The sequence below is a fragment of the Acidovorax sp. SDU_ACID1 genome (assembly GCF_045291395.1).
GTDB lineage: Bacteria > Pseudomonadota > Gammaproteobacteria > Burkholderiales > Burkholderiaceae_C > MR-S7.
Genome location: NZ_CP152342.1, coordinates 766,818 through 785,696, shown reverse-complemented (window position 1 = coordinate 785,696; position 18,879 = coordinate 766,818). Strand labels below are relative to the sequence as shown.

Annotated in this window: 13 protein-coding genes and 1 pseudogene; 8 read left to right on the top strand and 6 right to left on the bottom strand. The window is 71.2% G+C overall.

Annotation, left to right across the window (positions count from 1 at the left end; all coding sequences use genetic code 11):
* The first annotated feature begins 19 nt into the window (after positions 1-19).
* Complete coding sequence (gene accD, locus AAG689_RS03760) at positions 20-892, top strand: acetyl-CoA carboxylase, carboxyltransferase subunit beta (RefSeq protein ID WP_020229835.1); 873 nt, start codon at positions 20-22, stop codon at positions 890-892.
* Between the two features lie 138 nt (positions 893-1,030).
* On the opposite strand, the gene AAG689_RS03755 is transcribed toward accD, so the two are convergent.
* From AAG689_RS03755 to AAG689_RS03745, 3 genes are read right to left on the bottom strand one after another with little or no spacing between them, the layout of a single operon-like run.
* Complete coding sequence (locus AAG689_RS03755) at positions 1,031-3,151, bottom strand: 3-hydroxyacyl-CoA dehydrogenase NAD-binding domain-containing protein (RefSeq protein WP_406624816.1); 2,121 nt, start codon at positions 3,149-3,151, stop codon at positions 1,031-1,033.
* Between the two features lies 1 nt (position 3,152).
* The gene (locus tag AAG689_RS03750) at positions 3,153-4,358 is read right to left on the bottom strand and encodes an acetyl-CoA C-acetyltransferase (RefSeq protein ID WP_406624815.1); all 1,206 of its coding nucleotides are present in this window, start codon (positions 4,356-4,358) and stop codon (positions 3,153-3,155) included.
* An 8-nt stretch (positions 4,359-4,366) separates the two neighbouring features.
* On the bottom strand, positions 4,367-5,953 hold the full coding sequence (locus tag AAG689_RS03745) for a long-chain-fatty-acid--CoA ligase (RefSeq protein ID WP_406626282.1): 1,587 nt from the start codon (positions 5,951-5,953) through the stop codon (positions 4,367-4,369).
* Positions 5,954-6,223: 270 nt separating this feature from the next.
* On the opposite strand from AAG689_RS03745, the gene AAG689_RS03740 reads away from it, so the two are divergent.
* Both AAG689_RS03740 and AAG689_RS03735 read left to right on the top strand, forming a co-directional pair.
* Positions 6,224-7,327: a CaiB/BaiF CoA transferase family protein gene (locus AAG689_RS03740; RefSeq protein WP_406624814.1), complete on the top strand. Its 1,104-nt coding sequence runs from the start codon at positions 6,224-6,226 to the stop codon at positions 7,325-7,327.
* A complete protein-coding gene (locus tag AAG689_RS03735; protein ID WP_406624813.1) occupies positions 7,324-8,469 on the top strand; it encodes an acyl-CoA dehydrogenase family protein in 1,146 nt (381 codons plus the stop codon). Before AAG689_RS03740 ends, AAG689_RS03735 begins: the two co-directional genes overlap by 4 nt.
* 98 nt (positions 8,470-8,567) lie before the next feature.
* Here the strand turns inward: AAG689_RS03735 and AAG689_RS03730 are convergent, their stop codons facing one another.
* The 3 genes and pseudogenes from AAG689_RS03730 to AAG689_RS03720 form a co-directional block, all read right to left on the bottom strand.
* Positions 8,568-9,221 carry a LuxR C-terminal-related transcriptional regulator gene (locus tag AAG689_RS03730; protein ID WP_406626281.1) on the bottom strand — a complete coding sequence of 218 codons (654 nt, stop codon included), beginning with the start codon at positions 9,219-9,221 and terminating at the stop codon, positions 8,568-8,570.
* Positions 9,222-9,357: 136 nt separating this feature from the next.
* Positions 9,358-9,876, bottom strand: a pseudogene (locus tag AAG689_RS03725) (helix-turn-helix transcriptional regulator); the annotation flags it as partial.
* 1,353 nt (positions 9,877-11,229) lie between these two features.
* Positions 11,230-12,462 (bottom strand): ABC transporter substrate-binding protein, encoded by a 1,233-nt coding sequence (locus AAG689_RS03720; protein ID WP_406624812.1) that lies wholly within the window; start codon positions 12,460-12,462, stop codon positions 11,230-11,232.
* Positions 12,463-12,652: 190 nt separating this feature from the next.
* On the opposite strand from AAG689_RS03720, the gene AAG689_RS03715 reads away from it, so the two are divergent.
* Genes AAG689_RS03715 through AAG689_RS03695 form a run of 5 tightly spaced genes read left to right on the top strand, consistent with a single transcriptional unit; the run spans position 12,653 to position 18,850 of the window.
* Positions 12,653-14,158, top strand: coding sequence for a hypothetical protein (locus AAG689_RS03715; RefSeq protein ID WP_406624811.1), 1,506 nt, complete (start codon positions 12,653-12,655; stop codon positions 14,156-14,158).
* A 34-nt stretch (positions 14,159-14,192) separates the two neighbouring features.
* Complete coding sequence (locus AAG689_RS03710) at positions 14,193-15,197, top strand: Bug family tripartite tricarboxylate transporter substrate binding protein (RefSeq protein WP_406624810.1); 1,005 nt, start codon at positions 14,193-14,195, stop codon at positions 15,195-15,197.
* Entirely contained in the window at positions 15,194-16,354 is a 1,161-nt protein-coding gene (locus AAG689_RS03705) for a thiolase C-terminal domain-containing protein (protein WP_406624809.1), read from the top strand. The genes AAG689_RS03710 and AAG689_RS03705 overlap by 4 nt, the downstream gene beginning before the upstream one ends.
* Complete coding sequence (locus AAG689_RS03700) at positions 16,351-16,734, top strand: Zn-ribbon domain-containing OB-fold protein (protein WP_406624808.1); 384 nt, start codon at positions 16,351-16,353, stop codon at positions 16,732-16,734. The genes AAG689_RS03705 and AAG689_RS03700 overlap by 4 nt, the downstream gene beginning before the upstream one ends.
* The gene (locus tag AAG689_RS03695; RefSeq protein ID WP_406626280.1) at positions 16,631-18,850 is read left to right on the top strand and encodes an acetate--CoA ligase family protein; all 2,220 of its coding nucleotides are present in this window, start codon (positions 16,631-16,633) and stop codon (positions 18,848-18,850) included. Before AAG689_RS03700 ends, AAG689_RS03695 begins: the two co-directional genes overlap by 104 nt.
* The last annotated feature ends 29 nt before the right edge of the window (positions 18,851-18,879 follow it).

The following is an 18,879-nucleotide window of genomic DNA, read 5'->3' as shown; positions in this document are numbered from 1 at the left end:
TCAAGCAAGAGGAAACCCTATGTCCTGGCTCGAAAAACTCCTGCCTTCCAAGATCCAGCAAACCGACCCCGCCGAGCGCCGCCAGATGCCCGAGGGCCTGTGGGTCAAGTGCCCGAGCTGCGAGGCCGTGCTCTACAAGACCGACCTGGAGCACAACCAGAACGTCTGCCCCCAGTGCAGCCACCACCACCGCATCGGTGCGCGCGCGCGGCTCAACCTGTTCCTGGACGGCGAAGGCCGCTACGAAATCGGCCAGGAAGTCCTGCCCGTCGACGCCCTCAAGTTCAAGGACAGCCGCAAGTACCCCGAACGCCTGAAGGAGGCGCTGGAGAACACCGGCGAGACCGACGCGCTCGTCGTCATGGGCGGCTCGGTCAAGAGCATCAACGTGGTCGCCGCGTGCTTCGAGTTCGACTTCATGGGCGGCTCCATGGGCAGCGTGGTCGGCGAGCGCTTCGTGCGCGGCGTGGAAACCGCCATCGAGCAGAAGGTGCCCTTCCTGTGCTTCACCGCCACGGGCGGCGCACGCATGCAGGAAGGCCTGCTGTCGCTGATGCAGATGGCCAAGACCAACGCAGCGCTCACGCGCCTGGCCAAGAAGGGCCTGCCCTACATCAGCGTGCTCACCGACCCGACCATGGGCGGCGTCTCCGCAGGCTTCGCCTTCGTGGGCGACATCGTCATCGCCGAGCCCAAGGCCCTGATCGGCTTCGCCGGCCCGCGCGTGATCGAATCCACCGTGCGCGTCACGCTGCCGGAAGGCTTCCAGCGCGCCGAATTCCTGCAGACCAAGGGCGCGGTGGACTTCATCTGCGACCGGCGCGAGTTGCGCGACACCGTGGCCCGCAGCCTGGCCATGCTGCAGCGGCTGCCGGCAGACGCGGTGGCCTGAGCGCCAACGCTGCCCCCATCAAAAAGACCGCCCTGCCCGGCGGTCTTTTTTTGCATCCCGCTCCTCTAATAGGAGCTGCCAGCGCTTGACTGGCAAGCGCTGGAGGCCAAAAACATGCCTACTCCAGCGCCGAAGGCCTCACGGGTGAAAGCGCAACTCCTGCACCGCACGGTCCCGCAGCCAGACCGAGGGGCGGAAGCGCTCGCCGAAGCGGTCGGCCAGCACGTCGCAGCGCTGCACGAAGGCCGCACAGCCCACGGTGTCGATGTAGGAGAAGGTGCCCCCCGTCCACGCCGGAAAGCCCAGGCCCAGCAACGCGCCCAGGTCGCCGTCGGCTGCCGAGGTCAGCACGCCCTCTTCCAGGCAGCGCGCGGACTCCATCGCCTCGATGGACAGCAGGCGGGCCATGACGGTGTCCAGATCGGGCTGCTCGCCGCTTTGAGGGAACTGCTGCGCCAGCCCCGGCCACAGGTGCTTGCCGGATTGGTGGTAGTCGTAGAAACCGCCGCCGCTCTTGCGGCCCAGGCGCTGGAGCTGGTTCATGCGCTCCACCACGGGCTGGGCGAGGGTGCGCAGGAATTTTTCCTCCAGCCCGTCCTTGCGCACCTGGCCGATGACCAGGGCTTGCAGATCGAGCGACACCTCGTCGGTCACCGCCAGCGGCGGCGTGGCGAAGCCCGCCTGCCGCGCTGCGTTCTCGATGAGCGCGGGGTTCACGCCCTCGGCCAGCATGGCCATGCCTTCGTCGATGTAGGCGCAGAAGATGCGGCTGGTGTAGAAGCCCGGGCTGTCGTTGACCAGGATGGGCGTCTTGCCCAGCCGCGCGGCCAGGTCCAGCGCGCGGGCGACGGTGGCCGGGTCGGTGCGCGCGCCCAGAATGATCTCCAGCAGCGGCATGCGCGGCACCGGCGAGAAGAAGTGCATGCCGATGACCTGCTCCGGCAGGGCCCATGCGGATGCCAGGCCGCCGATGGGCAGCGTGGAGGTGTTGCTGGCCCAGACGAAATGCGCGGGCCGGCCGGCCAGCACAGGCGCGGCGCGGGCCATCAGGTCGGCCTTGACGGCCCGGTCTTCGAACACTGCCTCGATGACGAATTCGCAGCCGTGCAGGCGCTGCAGGTCCGCCGTGGGCTCGATGCGCTGGGCGATGGCCGCGGCGCGGTCGCCGTGGCTGCGCGCCAGGGCCGCGGCGATCTTGCCGTGCGCGGCCTGGGCGCGCTCGGCGCTGGTGTCCACCATGACCACCTCGATGCCCGCCGCCGCGGCCACCTGGGCGATGCCCGCGCCCATCAGGCCCGAGCCCAGCACGCCCAGCTTGCGCACGGGCTGCTCGGGCACACCCGCCGGGCGACGCACCAGTTGCCGCGCCTGGGCCTGGTGCAGCCATTGGGAGCGGATCTGGTTGGCCGTGGCCGGCTCGGCCAGCGCCTGGGCGGCGCACTGCGCCTCCACCTTCAGCGCCGCGTCGATGGGCAGTTGCGTGCCCTCGTAGACGGCCGAGAGCAGGGCCAGCGGCGCGGGCTGGGTGTCGCTGGGCTTGCGCAGGCGGGCGATGTTGTCGGTGAAGCTGCGCCCCGCGTGCGGCGCCATTGCGCCCGCGCCGCCCGGCAGGCGGTAGCCCTTGGCATCCCACGGTGCCTGGGCCTGCGGGTGGGCCAGCAGCCATGCGCGCGCATCCTGCAGCGCCTGCGCCATAGGCTGCACGCCGCTCAAAAGGCCCATCTGCCGGGCGGCATCCGCCTCCCAGGTATCGCCCGCCAGCAGGCCGTTCAGCACGGCGGGAATGCCCGCGAGGCGCGGCAGGCGCTGCGTGGCGCCCGCGCCCGGCGGCAGGCCACGCTTGACGAGCGGCAGGCCCAGCCGTGCGCCAGGCACGGCCCAGCGCGCATGGCAGGCCAGCGCGAATTCGAGGCACAAGTCCATGCATGCGCCTTCGATGACGATGGCGATGGGCTTGGGCAGGCGCTCCACCGCGCGCAGCAGTCCAGAGCGGCGCTGCAGCACGGCGGCGATGGCGTTGGCATCGCCCGCGCGGCACAAATCGAGCCACGCCTGCGCGCCCGCTTCGGGCAGCCATGACGGGCCACTGGCGTGCAGCAGCACGCCCTGCACGTCGGCGCGTTCGGCAGCGGCCTGCAATGCGGCCACCAGCGCTTCGAGCTGCGGCGGGCAGACCGTGCCTGCCTCGCCGGGTTGAGTGTCCAAGCGGATGAGAGCGATGCCGCCCTCTTGCAGCGTCAGGGGAAATTGATCCGTCATTTCAAACTCGCTCGATGATGAGGGCGGTGGATTGGCCGGCGGCCGCGCACAGCGTGACCAGCCCGGTGTTCAGGTCGCGGCGCTCCAGCTCGTCGAGCAACGTGCCGAGCAGCATGGCGCCCGTGGCGCCCAGCGGGTGGCCGAGGGCGATGGCGCCGCCGTTGGGGTTGATGCGCTGCGGGTCGATGCCGAAGTGGCGCGCGTAGCACATGGGCACGACGGCGAAGGCCTCGTTGACCTCGAACAAGTCGATGTCCCGGATGGACATGTGCGCGCGCGCCAGCGCCTTGTCGGTCACCGGCATCGGGCCGCCCAGGCTGAGGAGCGGCTCGTCGGCGCAGGTGGCGGCGGCGCGGATGCGCGCGCGGGCACGCAGGCCGCCGCGTTCGCCGAAGTCGCGGCTGCCCAGCAGCACGGCGCAGGCGCCATCGACGATGCCGCTGGAGTTGCCGCCAGTGTGGATGTGCTCGATGCGGTCCAGTTGCGGGTAGCGGCGCAGCACGATCGCGTCGTAGCCCAGCGCGCCGGGCTTGTCGAACACGGGCTGCAGCCTGGCGAGGTCGGCCAGCGTGGTGCCGGGGCGGTGGGCTTCGTCGCGCGCCAGCACCACGTTGCCCAGCCGGTCGCGCACGGGCACGAGCGAGGGATCGAACCAGCCCGCGTCCACCGCCTGCGCGGCGCGGCGCTGGCTTTCGACGGCGTAGGCGTCCACCTCGTCGCGGGTGATGCCGCCGAGCGCGGCCATCAGGTCGGCGGCCACGCCGTTGGGGATGTAGGGGTAGCGCTTGCCGACGTCCGGGTCGGTATAGACCGCGCCGCCGTCGCTGCCGATGGTCACGCGCGACATGGACTCCACGCCGCCGCCGATGGCCGCATCCGCCTGGCCCGAGACGATGAGGCCGAAGCCCATCTTCACCGTGTCGAGCGCCGAGGTGCAGAAGCGGTTGAGCTGGTAGCCCGAGACGGTGTCGCCGTAGCCCGCCTCCAGCAGCGCCACGCGCGCGATGTCCGCGCCCTGCTCGCCGATGGGCATGACGACGCCCAGGCCCACGTCGTCGATGGCGCGCGGATCGAAGCCGTTGCGCTCGCGCAGCGCGCGCAGCGTCTGCGACGCCAGCTGCACCGGCGTGATGGGGTGTAGCGCGCCGCCGGGGCGGCCCTTGCCGCGCGGCGTGCGCACGTGGTCGTAGATGAAAACGTCTTGCATGGATGGGCCTACTTGCTTGTGAGCAGATGGGTGCCGAAGCGCTTGCGCAGCTCCAGCTTGGAGAGCTTGCCGGTGGCGGTGAGCGGGATCTTCTCGACGAACACCACGGCATCGGGCATCCACCACTTGGCGATCTGGCCTTCGAGGCCGGCCAGCACCTGTTGCTGCGTCAGCGCGGCGCCCTCGCGCGGCTGCACGACCAGCACGGGCCGCTCGCCCCACTGGTCGTGCTGGGCGGCGATGCAGGCCGCCAGCTCCACGCCGGGCACGGCCATCGCCAGGTTCTCCAGATCGACGGAGGAAATCCATTCGCCGCCGGACTTGATCAAGTCCTTGCTGCGGTCGGTCAGGCGCATGAAGCCGTCGGCGTCGATGAGCGCCACGTCGCCCGTGGGCAGCCAGCCGTCCTCTGTCACCGCATCCGCGCTGGCGCCGTAGTAGCGCCGGATGACCCAGGGCGCCTTCACCTGCAGATCGCCCGGCTGGCCGCTGCCCCAGGGGATCTCGCGGCCTTGCCCATCGACGGTGCGCAGGTCGCCGCCCGCCACCACGCGGCCCGCCGTCTGGTAGATGGTGCGCTGCAGCTCGGCCAGCGGCACGCCCTGGTGGTGCGCCAGCGGCTGGGTGGTGGAGGTCATGGCCGCCGTCTCGGTCATGCCCCAGCCCTGCGTGACCTGCACGCCCATGGCGGCATAGGCCTCGATCATCGACAGCGGCGTGGACGAGCCTCCCAGCAGCAGGCGCTGCAGCGTGCGGAAACGCAGGCCGTTCTGCTGCAGGTACGACAGTACGTTGAACCAGACCGTGGGCACGCCGATGGACATGGTGACGCCCTCGGCCTCGATGAGCTGGTGCAGCGACGCGCCGTCGAGCTTCGGCCCCGGCAGCACCAGCTTGGCGCCGGTGAGCGTGGCGGAAAAAGGCGACTCCCACGCATTCGCATGGAACATGGGCACTGCAGGCATCAGCACGCTGCAGGCCGAGACGTTCTGCGAATCGGGCAGCGCCACCGCGTAGGCGTGCAGCACCGTGCCGCGGTGCGTGTACATCACGCCCTTGGGCTGGCCCGTGGTGCCGGACGTGTAGCACAGGAAGGCGTTGGCGCGCTCGTCGAAGTCGGGCCAGGCCATGCTGCCGTCCTGCGCGGCCAGCAGCGCCTCGTAGCTGCCGGGCTGCGATGCGGGGGCGTCGATGGGGATCCAGTGGCGCACGCCGGGGCACTGGGGCTTGATCTTCTCGACCAGCTCGGCGAAGTCCTGCGCGTAGCACAGCGCCACGTCCTGCGCGTCGTTGACGATGTAGACGATCTGCTCCAGGAACAGGCGCGGATTCACCGTGTGGCAGACCGCGCCCACGCCGGTGACGCCGAAGTACAGCTCATAGTGCCGGTGGTCGTTCCACGCCAGCGTCGCCACGCGGTCGCCCTGCTGCACGCCCAGCGCCAGCAGCGCCTGGCCCAGCTTGCGCGCGCGCAGCTCGCAGTCGGCATAGGTGTGGCGCACGGTGCGGCCGTCGATGACCGAGACGATCTCGCCGCGCCGGTGGTGGCGCGCCGCGCCGAGCAGCAGGTTCTTGAGCAGCAGGGGCGCGTCCATGGCGTAGGTGGGGGCTGCGTTGTTCACGGGTCTTGTCTCCGGTAGATGTGCGGGGATGATGCAGCGCCCGCGAGGAAGCGCCAATCGTCGGGAGCGACGATTTTTTTCATCGCCGGGCTGCCCCAAGATGAAAAGCGGCCCCCTCGGGGGGCAGCGACCCGCGCAGCGGCGGAGCGTGGGGGCTATTTGTCACGTTCGTCGGATCGGACGATTGCAGCCCGCCTGGGCCATCCCGATACTGGCCCGCATGGACAACTACGGAAACACACCATGCTAGGGCCGCTGCACGGATTGAAGGTCGTCGAGATGGAGGGCATCGGCCCCGGCCCCTTCTGCGCGATGGTGCTGGCCGACCTGGGCGCCGAGGTGCTGCGCATCGGCCGCGAGGGCAAGGAGGCCTCGCCCCACGACGTGCTGGCGCGCGGGCGCCAGGTGCTGCCGCTGAACCTGCGCGAGCCGCACGAGCGCGAACGGGCGCTGGCCTTCATCGAGCGCGCCGACGTGCTCATCGAAGGCTTTCGCCCCGGCGTGATGGAGCGCCTGGGCCTGGGGCCCGACGTGTGCCTGGCGCGCAATCCCGCGCTCGTCTACGGCCGCATGACCGGCTGGGGCCAGAGCGGGCCGCTGGCGCACGCGGCGGGGCACGACATCAACTACATCGCCATCAGCGGCGCGCTGCACGCCATCGGGCAGGCGGGCCAGCGGCCCACGGTGCCGCTCAACTACGTGGGCGACTTCGGCGGCGGCGCGATGCTGCTGGCCGTGGGCATCCTGAGCGCGCTGTGGGAGGCGCGCCGCACCGGCCAGGGCCAGGTGGTGGATGCGGCCATGACCGACGGCGCCGCCCTGCTCTCGGCCATGTTCTACGGCTTCAAGGCCGCGGGCCAGTGGAGCAGCGAGCGCGGAGAGAACCTGCTGGACGGCGGCGCGCACTTCTACGACGTGTATGCCTGCGCCGACGGCAAGTACCTGGCCGTGGGCGCCATCGAGCCGCAGTTCTACGCCGAACTGCGCAGCCGCTGCGGCCTGGCGGACAACCCCGACTTCGACCACCAGACGGACGCGCGCTGGTGGCCCTCGCTGAAGGTGAAGCTGGCCGACCTGTTCCTCACCCGCACGCAGGAGCAATGGTGCGCGCTGCTCGAGGGCAGCGACGCCTGCGTGGCCCCCGTGCTGGACTGGGACGAGGCACCCGTGCATCCGCACAATGCGGCGCGCGGCACCTACGTGGAAGCCAACGGCATGGTGCAGCCCGCGCCCGCGCCGCGCTTCGGCCGCCACGCGCTGCGCGTGCCGCCCGCGCCGCAGCCGGCGGATGCCGACGCGCTGCTCGCGCGCTGGACACAACACCCCACCCAGGAGACGGTTTCGTGATCGATTTCAAACGCAGTTGGGAAGACGGCGACCTCGCCTTGTTCCGCCAGACCGTGGCGCGCTTCATCGAGGACGAGATGCAGCCCGGCGACGCGCAGGCGCGCGAGCAGGGCCACGTGGGCCAGGCGCTGTGGCGCCGGGCGGGCGAGCTGGGCCTGCTGTGCGCCGACATTCCCGAGGAATTCGGCGGCGCGGGCGGTGACTTCCGCCACGAGGCGGTGATCGGCGAGGAGCTGTACCGCCGCTCGCTCACCGGCATGAACGTGGCCGTGCACAGCATCGTGGCCCACTATCTGCTCAACCATGGAACGCCGCAGCAGAAGGCGAAGTGGCTGCCGCGCATGGCGCGCGGCGAGATGGTGGGCGCCATCGCCATGACCGAGCCCGGCGCGGGCTCCGACCTGCAGGGCGTGCGCCTGCGCGCGGTGCGGGACAGCGGCGACTACGTGCTGAACGGCACCAAGACCTTCATCAGCAACGGCTTCCTGGCCGGGCTGGTGCTGGTGGTGGCACGCACCGATCCCGGCGCGGGCGCCAAGGGCATCTCCATCATCGCGGTGGAAACCGACAGCCTGCCCGGCTACCGCGTGGGCCGCCTGCTGGACAAGATCGGCATGAAGGCGCAGGACACGGCCGAGCTGTTCTTCGACGACGTGCGCGTGCCCGCCGCCAACCTGCTGGGCGGCACGGAGGGCCGGGGCTTCGCGCAGCTCATGTCCGACCTGTCGTACGAGCGGCTGCTGATCGGCGTGAATTCGCTGGCGATGATGGAAGGTGCGTACGACAGCACGCTGCAATACGTGCGCGAGCGGCAGGCGTTCGGCAAGCCGGTCGCGGAGTTCCAGAACACGCGCTTCCAGCTCGCGGGCATCGCCACGCAGATCCAGGTGGGGCGCGCCTTCATCGACCGCTGCGTGGAACGGCAGTTGGAGGGCACGCTGGATGCGACAACCGCGTCGATGGCGAAGCTCTGGGCTTCGGAGGCGCTGGGGCGCGTAGTGGACGAGTGCGTGCAGCTCTTCGGCGGGTATGGCTACATGAACGAGTACCTGATCGGGCGCATGTACCTGGATGCGCGGATTCAGCGCATCTACGGGGGGACGAGCGAGATCATGAAGGAAGTGATCGCGCGGGCGATGTGACAATTTGATAGCTGCCTGCGCTTTCCCACAAAGGATTTCAGTTAGTTTTCTATATTGAACCTAATGCTGGCAAGCGCAATCAGCTCACTTTTTAATAGTCACGGAATCAGCCGCAGCCGCCTGGCCAGCGCCACCGCCTGCGTGCGGCTGCCGGCGCCCAGCTTGGCGTTGATGTGCCTCAGGTGGGTGCGCACCGTCGTGTCCGCCACCACCATCTTCTCGGCAATGGCGCTGTTGGAGTACCCCTCGGCCAGCAGCTGCAGCACGTGCAGTTCCTTGCGCGTGAGCGGCTCGGCGGGCGGCGCGGGCATGTCCTGCGCAGGGTCGGCGTCCAGCGCGATGTGCGCGGATGCCTGCAGCTGGCGCAGGTACTCGGCATAGATCGGGTCGCCCTCCCCGCCCTGCATGGCCGCGAGGTAGGCGGCCAGCAGCGGCGTGATCCATGGTGCCTCGTCCAGCACCAGGCGCACGAAGCCTTCGCGGCACGCGGTCTGCAGCAGCGGCTCCAGCAGCGCCGTGGCGGGCCGCCCCGCGCGGTGTTCGGCCAGCGCATGGATCAGCCGCAGCTTGAGCGCACGGCGGTAGCGGCCCGCGCGCTCGGCGGCGGTGGCCTGGGCGGCGGCATCGCCTGCGGCGGCCAGCGCGTCGCCGAAGCAGGCGTCCCAACGCAGCTGCGCGAGCGCGAGATATTCCAGATCCTGCGCCAGCAGCCGGTAGCCGTCCTGCGCGCCGCTGTCGCAGGGGGATAGCACTGGCACGGCGCAGCTCGTCCTGTGCGGCGCGGCTGTTGCCCTGCTGCATGAAGATGCGCGCTCGCTCCAGGTGCGCGGCGGCCACCACACGCGGCAGGTGGCGCAGGTGGCCCAGGTGCTCCAGTTCGGTCAGCGTGTGCAAGGCGCTGTCCACGTCGCCCGCCGCGAAGGCCAGGCGCGTGCGCAGCGCATGGCCCAGGATCATGTGGTCGGGCAGGCCCACGTCGCGCGCCATCGGCAGGTAGATGTTGAGCAGGTGGTCGGCCTTCTCCAGCCGGTTGGCCTCGTACATCGCGTAGGCGTAGAGCACGCCCGCCCAGGCGTTGCCGTGGCTCTGGTTGAACGTGGCCTGGTGCGTGGATTCCACGGCGATGCGAAAGCGCGCCGTGGCCTGGCGCATGCGGCCTTCGAACAGGTCGAACATGCCCTCCAGCGACTCGGCGTACATGCGGTTGAACGTGCTGCCGCCGAAGCGCGAGCGCGCCACGCCCAGCAGCCGGCGCGATTCGTCGGTATGACCCAGCACCGAGGAGATGTTGGCCATCAGGTTCAGCAGCGCGCTGTCGGCGAACGGCAGTTCCGAGGGCAGCGCCGCCAGCGCCTGCTGGCCGACGGCGTAGGCGTCGGCATAGCGGTCCTGCAGCGCCAGCAGCATGGCGCGCAGCGCGAGGTAGTGCGCTGCCTCGCCCTCGGCGGGGCGCGCGTCGCCACAGCCCATCTGCGCCAGCGTCTCGATGGGGCCGCGCGTGAAGCAGGCGGCCCACAGCGCCAGGTGCGTGAGCCGCTCGTGCCCCTGCAGCGCGGCCGGGCTGACGGCCTGGAACCAGCGGTCGAGCAGGCGCAGCCGCCCCTGCTCCACGAACGCTTCGGCATGCGCGGCCAGCAGCGCGATGGCGCGCGCATGGTCCTGCGCGAGGATGGCGTGGTCGATGGCGGGCACGGGGCGGCCCTCGGCCTCGTAGGCATGCGAAGCGGCAGCGTGCAGCTCGCGCACCTGCGCCCCCGGCTGCTGCGCCAGCCGCGCGTGCAGGAACGAGGCGAACAGGCTGTGGTAGCGCCAGGTGGGCGGCGCATCGCCGATGCGCGTGAGGAACACGCCGTGCGTGGCCAGGTGCTCCAGCATGGCTGCGCAGTCGGTCTGCGGGCACAGCGCGGCGCAGACCGGGGCGGTGAGCTGCTTGAGCACGCTGGTGCGCAGCAGGAATTCGCGCACCTCGGGCGGCTCGTGGGCCAGCACGTCCTCGGCCAGGTATTCGGCCAGCGCCTGGTCGGAGCCGGAGAAGCTCTCGGCCAGCGCCACCGTGTCGCGGCGGCGCTGCAATGCGAGCGATGCCAGCCACAGGCCCGTGGCCCAGCCCTCGCAACGGTTGTGCAGGGTGACCAGCGCATGCTCGGGCAGTTGGGCGTCGCGGTTGCGCAGGAAAGCGCGCGTCTCCTCCAGGCTGAAACGCAGTTGCGCCGGGCCCACCTCGACGAGCTGCCCGCGCGCGCGCAGGCGGCCCAGCCCCAGGTCGGGCCAGCCGCGGCAGCCCACCACGAGCTGGCCGCCGCGCGGCAGGCGCTCGATCAGCTCGCGCAGCAGGCCGAGCACGCCCGCGTCGCGCAGCGTGTCCAGCTCGTCCATGAAGAAGGTGAAGGCGCTCGGATGCGCGGCGATGGCGTCCACCGCCTCCACGGGGCTGCGCGGCGGCGCGCTGGCGATGCCGGCCTGCACCATCATCTCGCCCAGGTAGTGCAGGAAGCGCGAGAGGTCGTTGTCCAGCGCGTCCAGCGTGAGCCAGGCGACGGTCTGGCCGCGTGCCTCCAGCGCACGATGGCACTGCATCATCGCCGTGCTCTTGCCGAAGCCCGCCGGTGCGCGCACCAGTACCACGCGCGCGGCGGTGGGGGCGTCCAGCCCCGCCGGGTGGCGGGTCAGCTGATGGGGCGCAGCGGCCGGGGGCGTGAGTTTGGTGGTGAGGCGGGGGATGTGGGCCGGTGTCATGGCACGGGCGAATCTACCCGGTTTCTACCCCTGTTTCTTCACCAGCTTGCAGGTGCTCTGCTCGATGGGACGGAAGGCCTTTTCCGCGGGAATCACGGCCTTGAGCTTGTAGTAGTCCCAGGGCTTCTTCGACTCCTCGGGCGCCTTGACCTCGAACAGGTACATGTCGTGCACCATGCGCCCGTCTTCGCGCACGCGGCCGTTCTCGGCGAACACGTCGTTCACGGGCAGCTTCTTCATCGCCGCCACGGTGGCCTTGGCCTCGTCGGTGCCCGCGGCCTGCACGCCCTTGAGGTAATGCAGCACGGCGGAATACGTGCCCGCCTGCACCATCGTCGGCATCTTCTTGCGCTGCTCGAAGAAGCGCTGCGACCACGCGCGGCTGGCGTCGTTGCGGTCCCAGTAGAAGCCGTCGGTCAGGAACAGGCCCTTGGCGGCCTTCAGGCCCAGCGCGTGCACGTCGGTGATGTGGGTGAGCGACGCGGCGATCACCTGCCTGGGCGTCACGCCGAACTCGGCCGACTGCTTGAGCAGGTTGGCCGAATCGCCCGCCGCGTTGGCCATGCCGATCACGTCGGCCTTGGAGGCTTGCGCCTGCACGATCTGCGACGAGAAGTCGCCCGCGCCCAGCGCGTGCCTGGCACTGCCCACCACCGTGCCGCCGGCGGCCTTGATGGCTTCCTCGAAGCCCGCGCGCAGCGCCTTGCCGCCGGCGTAGTCGGCCTCGATGAAGAACCAGCTCTTCTTGCCCGACTCGGTGATCGCGCGCGCCGTGCCCTGGCCCTGCGAATACTCGTCGTAGGCCCAGTGCATCGTCGTGGCGTTGCAGTCGTCGTTGGTGATGCGCAGCGACGCAGGGCCGACCGGGATCACCACCTTGTTCTTCTCCACGGCCAGGTTCATCACGGCCAGCGTCACGGCCGACGAGGGGATGTCGGTCACCATGTCCACGCCCTCGCGGTCGAACCAGGTGCGCGCGATGGAGGCGCCGATGTCCGGCTTGAGCTGCATGTCCGCCGAAAGCAGCTTGACCTTGAAAGCGGGCTTGTGCTGCGCGACGAAGTCGTCGATGGCCATCTGCGCGGCCAGTACCGAGCCGCGCCCGCTCGCGTCCGAATACACGCCCGACAGGTCCGTCAGCACGCCGATGCGCACCTCTCCGTCGGAAATGCCCTGTGCCGCGGCATGGTGGGCCAGGCCCGCCAGCGCCAGGGCGGCGGTCATGGTGCGCAAGGATGAAAGGGCGTTGCGTGACATCTGCGTTGTCTCCTGGATGTGAATTGAGGCTGGCGCATTGTGGACAGGCGCATGGGCGCCGCACATCGTCCGATGCGACGATTCCGCCCCGCACCACCCTCCGCGTTAACCCTGCCTGCACTGCCTGGCGACGCGCAATTCGTCGTAACGGACGATGCGGCGTCGGCGCGATCTCCAGATACTGCCGGCCATGCCATCGCCGCTCAACCACCGCCCCGTCCTCGTCGGCCAGGGCGAAATCACCCTCAAGACCGCCGACCTGTCGCAGGCCCGGGAACCCCTGGCGCTGATGGAGGCTGCCGTGCGGCGCGCCTTCGAGGACGCGGGCGCGCCCGGCGCCCTCGCGCTGGTCGATTCGCTCGACGTGGTCTCCGAATACTCCTGGCCCTACCCGGACGCACCCGGCCAGCTCGCGTCGCGCCTGGGCATCGCGCCGGCGCGGCAGGCGTACGGCGAGGTGGGCGGCGAATCGCCTGTCCGCTTCATCCACGAGGCCGCGCTGCGCATCCAGCGCGGCGAGTCCCGCGTGGCGGTGGTCGTGGGTGCGGAGTCGGAATATTTCGTCCAGGCAGCCCGCAAGGCGGGGCAGGCGCTGCCGTGGTCGCCCCGCAACCCGCAGGCACACCTCAAGCGCGGCACCGACTGGCTGCGTCCGCTGGCCGTGCAGTTGGGCGTGGCCAGCCCCGCCAGCGTCTACCCGTTCTACGAGAACGCCACGCTGGCCGCCTGGGGGCAGACGCCCGCCGAGGCCCTGGAAGACAGCGGCCGCATCTGGTCCGGCTTTTCGCAGGCGGCCCAGGCCAACGCCTCGGCCTGGTCGCGCCAGGCCCTCGCGCCCGAAGACATCACCGCCATCACGCCCGCCAACCGGCTCATCGCATGGCCGTACACGGTGCGCGTCATCGCCAACCCGCAGGTCAACCAGGGCGCGGCCGTGGTGCTCATGGACGCGGCGCTGGCGCAGCAGCTGCAGGTGCCCGAGCGCCAATGGCTGCACCTGTGGGGTGGCGCGGCGGCCAGCGAGCCGGAGGACTACCTGGACCGGGCGGACTACCGCAGCGTGCCCGCCCAGACCGCCGTGCTCGGCGCCGCCCGGCAATGGCTTGCCGACCCGCTGCAGGACTGCTGCATCGAGCTCTACAGCTGCTTTCCCGTCGTGCCCAAGCTCGCGCGCCGCGCGCTGGGCCTGCCGGCGCACGCCCCCCTGAGCTGCACGGGCGGGCTGAGCTTTTTCGGTGCGCCGCTGAGCAACTACATGACGCATGCCACCGCGGCGGTGATGCGCCGGCTGCGGCAGCCCGGCGCCCCCATGGGGCTGCTGTATGGCCAGGGCGGCTACGCGACCAGCCACCATGCGCTGGTGGTGTCCTCCCGGCCTGCGCCCCGCCCGCTCGACGAGCACTACAGCGTGCAGGCGGCGGCCAACGCGGCGCGCGGCCCGGCGCCGGCGCTGGACCTGCGCTACAGCGGCCCGGCGCAGTTGGAGACGCACACGACGCTGTTCGAGCGCGACGGCAGCCCCCGGCACGGCGTGGTGATCGCCCGCACACCGCAATCCACGCGCGTGCTCGCCTGCGTGCCCGCATCGGACACGCAGGCGATCGGCCTGCTGACCAGCCCCCAGGCATCGCCCGTGGGCCTGCAGGGCACCGTGGCCCTGCAGCACGACGGCACGCCGCGCTGGCATTTCGCCTGACCCCTTCCACCGACCGAAAAAAGGAGACACCCTCATGACCCACCGCACCCCGCGCCGCCATTGGCTCGGCTGGGCCGCCGCCGCGGCGCTGCTCGCCAGTGCACCCGCCTACGGCCAGAAGGCCCCCGTTCCGCCCGAAGTGGCGGCTTTTCCCAACAAGGTGGTCAAGCTGGTGATGCCCTTTCCCGCCGGCGGCGCGGGCGACATCCTGGCCCGCATCCTGGCCGACGGGCTGACCCATGAATGGAAGCAGCAGGTCATCGTCGAGAACAAGGCCGGCGCCTCCGGCATCATCGGCAACAACCAGGTGGCCAAGTCCGCGCCGGACGGCTACACGCTGCTGCTGACCATCACCTACCTGGTGCAGGCCCCGTCGCTGGGCGTGAAGCTGCCCTACGACGCGCTCAAGGACTTCACCCCGCTGACCCGCGTCGCGGATGCGCCGTCGCTGCTGGTGACGACGGACCCCGAGATCACAAGCGTCAAGCGCTACGTGGAGCTGGCCTCGACCGCGCCGGGCAAGTATTCCTACGGCACCTACGGCACGGGCACCACCTCGCACATCTACGCCGAGCTGTTCAACAAGCGCAACGGCATCCAGGGCGAGGCCATCGCCTACAAGGGCGCGGCGCCGCTGCTGCAGGACATGCTGGGCCGCCAGCTGGGGCTGTCGTTCGTCGACCTGGCCACCTCGCTGCCCTACATCAAGGCCGGCAAGATGCGCGCGCATGCCGTGGTGGGCACCAAACGCTCGCCCCTGCTGCCCGACGTGCCCACGTTCACCGAGCTGGGCTTCCCCGGCCTGGAGGTGGTGGGCTGGTACGGCGCTTTCGCGCCCGCGGGCATGCCGCCCGCGCTGGCCGACAAGATCCGCACCGCCATCGAGAAGGTGGTGCGCCAGCCCGAGACACGCCAGCGCATCCTCGACATGGGGCTGGCGCCGGCCTCGGGCGCACCCGAGAATTTCCAGGAGCGCATCCTCTCCGACCTGGTGAACTGGCGCCGCGTGGTCCAGCAAAGCGGTATCTCGCTCGAATGACGCGCAGCCTGAACCACTGCGCCGCGCTCACGGGCGCGGCCGAGCTGGGCTACCAGCGCGGCGTGAGCGAGTTCTCCACGCTGTCGCTGCAGCTGCAGGCGGGCCTGGCGGCGGCGCGCGATGCCGGGGTGGCGCCGGCCGAGATCGACGGCGTCATCGCCATGTCCAACGGCTCGGCGCTGGCCGAGGACTTCGTGCAGGCCTTCGGCATCCGCGACCTGCGCTTTTCCGCCATGGTGCCCATGGGCGGCGCCAGCCCGGTGGCCGCGCTGCAGCTGGCCGCCGCCGTGATCCAGGCCGGCATCTGCCGCCACGTGCTGCTGCCCACGGGGCGCGACGGCCGCGGCGGCGACGCCACCGCCCGCATCGCGCAGCTGCAGGTCTTCCGCGGCGTGGCCGAGTTCGAGATGCCGCTGGGCGCGTTCGCCGCGCCGCAGCTCTACGCGGCCATGGCCCGCCGCCACATGCACGAGTACGGCACGCGGTCCACCGACTTCGCGGAGATCGCGGTGGCCATGCGCCACCACGCCAGCACCCAGCCCAACGCGCTGATGCGCCGGCCGATGACCATCGACGACCACCAGAACTCGCGCATGGTCGCGGACCCGCTGCGCCTGCTCGACTGCTGCATCGACAACGCCGGCGCCGCCGCCGTGCTGGTCAGCGCCCCCGATGCGGCGCGCGACCTACGCCGCCCGCCCGTGTGGCTGATGGGCGCGGCCGAAGGCCATCCCGATTCGCCCCTGTCCATCACCCAGCGTCCCGATCTCACGCGCCTGGGCGCCGCCAAGGCCGCGGACCGCGCCTTCGCCATGGCGGGCATCGGGCGCGGCGACATCGACGTGGCCTGCCTCTACGACTGCTTCACCTACATCGTGCTCTGCCAGCTGGAAGACCTGGGCTTTTGCGCCAAGGGCGAAGGTGGCCCGTTCGTGCGCGGCGGGGCGCTCAAGGTGGGCGGCCGCCTGCCGGTCAACCCGCATGGCGGCGCCATGTCCCAGGCGCACATGGTCGGCATGAACCACATCGTCGAGATGGTGCACCAGCTGCGCGGCGAGGCCGCCAACCAGGTGCCCGGCGCGCGCCACGGCCTGGTGAGCGGCTATGGCGACCTGGGCGACGGCAGCGTCGCCATCCTCTGCAAGGACACGGCATGACCACCCTCGAAGCCCTTCCCTACCACGAGGCGCTGGCCGCCGGGCACCTGCTGCTGCAGGCCTGCGGCGACTGCGGCGCGCTGCGCCACCCGCCCTCGCCCATGTGCCCGTGCTGCCAGTCGGTGAACGTGCGCTGGCAGCGCTCGGCCGGCGCCGGCGCCGTGCATTCGGCCGTCACCGTGCACCACACCACCACGCCTGCCTACCGCGAGCGCACGCCCTACACCGTACTGACCGTGGCGCTGGACGACGGCGTGCGCCTGCTGGCTCCCCTGGATTTCGACGCGCAGGCCGTGCCGCCCATCGGCGCGCGCGTGGCCCTGCACTTCGCCCCGCAAACCGACGGCAGCCTGCTGCCCCTCTTCAAGACCGTTCCATGACCCCTACCACCGCTCCCGGCGCGCTGCATTCGCTGTTCTCCCCCGCTCCATCGCCCTGGTGGGCGCCTCCGAGCGCTCGGCCTGGTCCAACACCGCGCACAAGAACCTGGTCGACTTCGGCTTCACGGGCCGCATCCTGCCCGTGAACCGCAAGGGCGACGCCGTCTACGGCCGCCCCGCCGCTACCTCGCTGCGCGCGCTGGGCGAGGCCGTGGACCTGGCCCTGGTGATGGTGCCGCAGGCCGCCGTGGAAGACGTGCTGGACGAGGCGCGGGAGGCGGGCATCCGCAACGCCGTCGTGCTCGCGTCCGGCTATGCCGAGACCGGCGCCGCCGGCCAGGCGCTGCAGGAGCAGCTGCGCGCCAAGGCGCTGGAGGCCGGCATCCACCTCATCGGGCCCAACTGCGTGGGCTTCGTGAACTACGTGCGCCGCACGCCGGTGTTCACCATCACCCCGCCGCTGCCCATCCTGCCGGGCAGCCTGGCCGTCATCTCCCAGAGCGGCGCCGTGGGCACGCTCACCCACCAGTACGCCCACAAGCAGGGGATCGGGCTGTCGCACATCGTCACCACCGGCAACGAGGCGGTGATCGACGTCGGCCGCGTGATCGGGCACATGGCCGACGACCCCGACACGCGCTCGATCGCGGTCTTCATCGAAGCCGTGCGGGACGTGGCGAGCTTTCGCGCGGGCGCCGAGCGGGCGCGCGCCGCCGGCAAGCCCGTGGTGGTGCTCAAGATCGGCCGCAGCGCCGCCACGGCGAAATCCGCGCAGGCCCACACCGGCGCGCTGGTGGGCGACGACCGCGTGTTCGACGCCGTCTGCCAGTCGCTGAACATCCTGCGCGTGGACTCGATCGAGGAGATGGTCGTGACCGCCGAACTCATCGCCCGCACGGGCGTGCTGCGGGGCGACGGCGTGGGCTTCTCGTCGATCTCGGGCGGCATCTGCGAGATCCTCGGCGACCGCGCGGAGTCCGTGGGCATCCGCCTGCCCGAGCCCAGCCCCGCCACCGTGAAGCGGCTGCAGGCGGCGCTGCCGGACTTCGGCACGCCCCACAACCCGCTGGACACCACGGGCGCCATCATCCTCGACCCCAAGCTGATGGGCGAGACCACCCGCATCCTGCTGGAGGAGCCGCGCTTCGACCTGCTCGGCGTGGCCTTCGACGTGCCGATCTCCCAGCAGCAGGAGCGCAGCTACAGCCGCCCCGGCCTGGAGGCCATCCAGCAGGCCGCAGGCGCCGGCGGCATCCCCGCGCTCATCCTGAGCCACACCGCGCAGTCGCTCACGGACCACGCGCGCGGCACGGTCGAGGCGCTGGGCCTCAACTACTTCCCTTGCGGGCTGGAGCTGGCCGTGCCGGCCATCGGACGCGCCGTCGCGTGGTCGCGCGCCATGCGCGAGACGCAGGCCCGCCCCGCTGCCGCCGCCGCGCCGCCGCCGGCCGCGCCGGCCGAGCGCCCCGAGGGCGAGCGCGCCCTGCTCCAGGCGCTGGGCCGCTGCGGCGTGCCGGTCATCCCCCAGGCGCTGGCGCGCAACGCGCAGGAGGCCGCAACGGCAGCTGCCGCATGCGGCTGCCCCGTGGCCATCAAGATCGCGTCGCCGGACATCGCCCACAAGACGGAGGTGGGCGGCGTGGCGCTGAACATCGCCACGCCCGAGGCCGCGGCCGCCGCCTGCGACGCGATGCTGGCCGCCGTGGCCCGCAAGGCCCCCGGCGCACGCATCGACGGCGTGGTGGTCTCGCCCATGCGCGCCCCTGGCGTGGAGCTGCTGGTGGGCGTGCGCTCCGACCCGCTGTGGGGCCCCGTGCTGGCCCTGGGGCTGGGCGGTGTCTGGGTGGAGATATTGAAGGACACGCAACTGCGCCTGCTGCCCGCCACGGAGGACGACGTGCTGGACATGCTCGGCCGGCTCAAGGGCCGTGCCCTGCTGGACGGCTACCGCGGCACGCCCGCCGTGGACCGGCGGGCGGTGGCGCGTGCCGTCGTGGCCATCGCGCAGGCCGCGCTGGCCCTGGGCCCGCAGCTGGACACGCTGGAGATCAACCCGCTGCGCGCAGGCCCGAACGGCGCGGAAGCGCTGGACGCGCTGGCCGTGTGGAAAGACTGACCCGGACTATCAAAAAAATAGCTGCCAGC

Excerpts from the sequence above, each read along its gene's own strand:
- accD (WP_020229835.1), top strand. The coding sequence starts at position 20 with ATGTCCTGGCTCGAAAAACTCCTGCCTTCCAAGATCCAGCAAACCGAC.
- AAG689_RS03755 (WP_406624816.1), bottom strand. The coding sequence starts at position 3,151 with ATGACGGATCAATTTCCCCTGACGCTGCAAGAGGGCGGCATCGCTCTC.
- AAG689_RS03750 (WP_406624815.1), bottom strand. The coding sequence starts at position 4,358 with ATGCAAGACGTTTTCATCTACGACCACGTGCGCACGCCGCGCGGCAAG.
- AAG689_RS03745 (WP_406626282.1), bottom strand. The coding sequence starts at position 5,953 with ATGGACGCGCCCCTGCTGCTCAAGAACCTGCTGCTCGGCGCGGCGCGC.
- AAG689_RS03740 (WP_406624814.1), top strand. The coding sequence starts at position 6,224 with ATGCTAGGGCCGCTGCACGGATTGAAGGTCGTCGAGATGGAGGGCATC.
- AAG689_RS03720 (WP_406624812.1), bottom strand. The coding sequence starts at position 12,462 with ATGTCACGCAACGCCCTTTCATCCTTGCGCACCATGACCGCCGCCCTG.
- AAG689_RS03715 (WP_406624811.1), top strand. The coding sequence starts at position 12,653 with ATGCCATCGCCGCTCAACCACCGCCCCGTCCTCGTCGGCCAGGGCGAA.
- AAG689_RS03710 (WP_406624810.1), top strand. The coding sequence starts at position 14,193 with ATGACCCACCGCACCCCGCGCCGCCATTGGCTCGGCTGGGCCGCCGCC.
- AAG689_RS03705 (WP_406624809.1), top strand. The coding sequence starts at position 15,194 with ATGACGCGCAGCCTGAACCACTGCGCCGCGCTCACGGGCGCGGCCGAG.
- AAG689_RS03700 (WP_406624808.1), top strand. The coding sequence starts at position 16,351 with ATGACCACCCTCGAAGCCCTTCCCTACCACGAGGCGCTGGCCGCCGGG.